The sequence below is a fragment of the Streptomyces sp. WELS2 genome (genome assembly GCF_013870595.1).
GTDB lineage: Bacteria > Actinomycetota > Actinomycetes > Streptomycetales > Streptomycetaceae > Streptomyces.
Genome location: NZ_JACBWZ010001024.1, coordinates 1 through 1,978 on the forward strand (window position 1 = coordinate 1; position 1,978 = coordinate 1,978).

Genomic DNA, 1,978 nt, shown 5'->3' on the forward strand with positions numbered 1-1,978 from the left:
GCCCAGTCCAGGCCCATGCCGCGCTGGGCGGTGTCCATCGCCTCGGCGACACCGAGCCCGTGGGACCACAGGTGGCGGCGGAAGGCGAGGGTGGCGTCCCAGTCGACGGCGGCGGGCGAGTCGGGCGTGACGTCGGCGAAGGGGTCGGCGACGACATGGGCCGCCGAGAAGACCGTACGGGAGGTGAAGGGGGTGCCGGGCGTGAGGGCGAGCGGTTCGGTGCGGGGTTCGTAGACGCGCGGGGTGCCGTCGGCGGCGGGGAGGCGGAGGGTCACAGCGAGATCTCCGGGACGTCGATGCGGCGGCCCTCGGCGGAGGACCTCAGGCCCAGTTCGGCGAGCTGGACGCCGCGGGCACCGGCCAGCAGGTCCCAGTGGTAGGGGGCGTCGGCGTAGACGTGCCTGAGGAACAGCTCCCACTGGGCCTTGAAGCCGTTGTCGAACTCGGTGTTGTCGGGCACCTCCTGCCACTGGTCGCGGAAGACCTCGGTGGCGGGGATGTCCGGGTTCCACACCGGCTTGGGGGTGGCGCCGCGGTGCTGGACGCGGCAGCCGCGCAGGCCGGCCACGGCCGACCCTTCCGTGCCGTCGACCTGGAACTCCACCAGTTCGTCGCGGTGGACGCGCACGGCCCAGGAGGAGTTGATCTGGGCGACGGCGCCGCCCTCCAGCTCGAAGATGCCGTAGGCGGCGTCGTCGGCGGTGGCGTCGTAGGGCTTGCCCTGCTCGTCCCAGCGCTGCGGGATGTGGGTGGTGACCAGCGCCTGCACGGACGTCACCCGGCCGAACAGCTCGTGCAGCACGTACTCCCAGTGCGGGAACATGTCGACGACGATGCCGCCGCCGTCCTGGGCGCGGTAGTTCCAGGACGGGCGCTGGGCGGGCTGCCAGTCGCCCTCGAAGACCCAGTAGCCGAACTCGCCGCGCACGGAGAGGATCCGGCCGAAGAAGCCGCCGTCGACGAGGCGCTTCAGCTTCAGCAGGCCCGGCAGGAAGATCTTGTCCTGGACGACGCCGTGCCGGATGCCCTTGTCGTGGGCGAGGCGGGCCAGCCGGAGCGCGCCGTCCAGGCCGGTGGCGCTGGGCTTCTCGGTGTAGACGTGCTTGCCGGCCGCGATCGCCTTGGCGATGGCCTCCTCGCGGGCGGAGGTGACCTGGGAGTCGAAGTAGATGTCGACGGACGGGTCCGCGAGGACGGCGTCGAGGTCGGTGGAGACGTGGTCGAGGCCGTGCCGGTCGGCGATCTCGCGCAGGGCGTGCTCGCGGCGGCCGAGCAGGATCGGTTCGGGCCACAGCACGGTGCCGTCGCCGAGGTCGAGTCCGCCCTGGTCGCGCAGGGCGAGGATGGACCGGACGAGGTGCTGGCGGTAGCCCATGCGCCCGGTCACGCCGTTCATGGCGATTCGCACCGTCTTGCGTGTCACGTGAGTCCCTTTCGCGGTCCGGTGTAGCAAGCGCTTTCTACAAGGTGAGAAGCTAGCCTCTGGACGTGGTCTGTACAAGACCGCTGCCCGGCCGAGTTGTTCGAGGGGGCGAACAAGCGGGGGGCGTTGGCCGTAAGGTCTGCTCGGAACCAGGACACAGGCCTGGTTGTCTACGAGGGCGTACGACACGACGCGTGACCGGAGGACGACGAGATGACCGTGACCCTGGCGGACGTGGCGGCCCGCGCCCAGGTCTCCCCCGCGACGGTGTCGCGCGTACTGAACGGCAACTACCCGGTCGCCGCCGCCACCCGGGAACGGGTGCTGCGGGCGGTGGACGAACTCGACTACGTCCTCAACGGCCCGGCCAGCGCGCTCGCCGCGGCCACCTCCGACCTGGTCGGCATCCTCGTCAACGACATCGCCGACCCCTTCTTCGGGATCATGGCGAGCGCCATCCAGGGCGAGATCGGCGGGCCGGGCGGGCGCGCGGGCGGGGAGCGGCTCGCGGTCGTCTGCAACACCGGCGGGTCGCCCGAGCGGGAACTGACCTAT

At 71.4% G+C, this 1,978-nt stretch carries 3 protein-coding genes; 1 reads left to right on the forward strand and 2 read right to left on the reverse strand.

From position 1 onward, the window contains the following. Together H5J33_RS33100 and H5J33_RS33105 are read right to left on the reverse strand one after the other, a co-directional pair. On the reverse strand, positions 1-275 hold a 275-nt coding region (locus H5J33_RS33100; RefSeq protein ID WP_181798402.1), incomplete at its 3' end, for a DUF993 family protein. Then, the gene (locus tag H5J33_RS33105) at positions 272-1,423 is read right to left on the reverse strand and encodes a Gfo/Idh/MocA family protein (RefSeq protein WP_181798403.1); all 1,152 of its coding nucleotides are present in this window, start codon (positions 1,421-1,423) and stop codon (positions 272-274) included. The genes H5J33_RS33100 and H5J33_RS33105, both read right to left, overlap by 4 nt. Before the next feature lie 213 nt (positions 1,424-1,636). Between H5J33_RS33105 and H5J33_RS33110 the strand changes: the two genes are divergently transcribed. Next, on the forward strand, positions 1,637-1,978 hold a 342-nt coding region (locus H5J33_RS33110), incomplete at its 3' end, for a LacI family DNA-binding transcriptional regulator (RefSeq protein WP_181798404.1).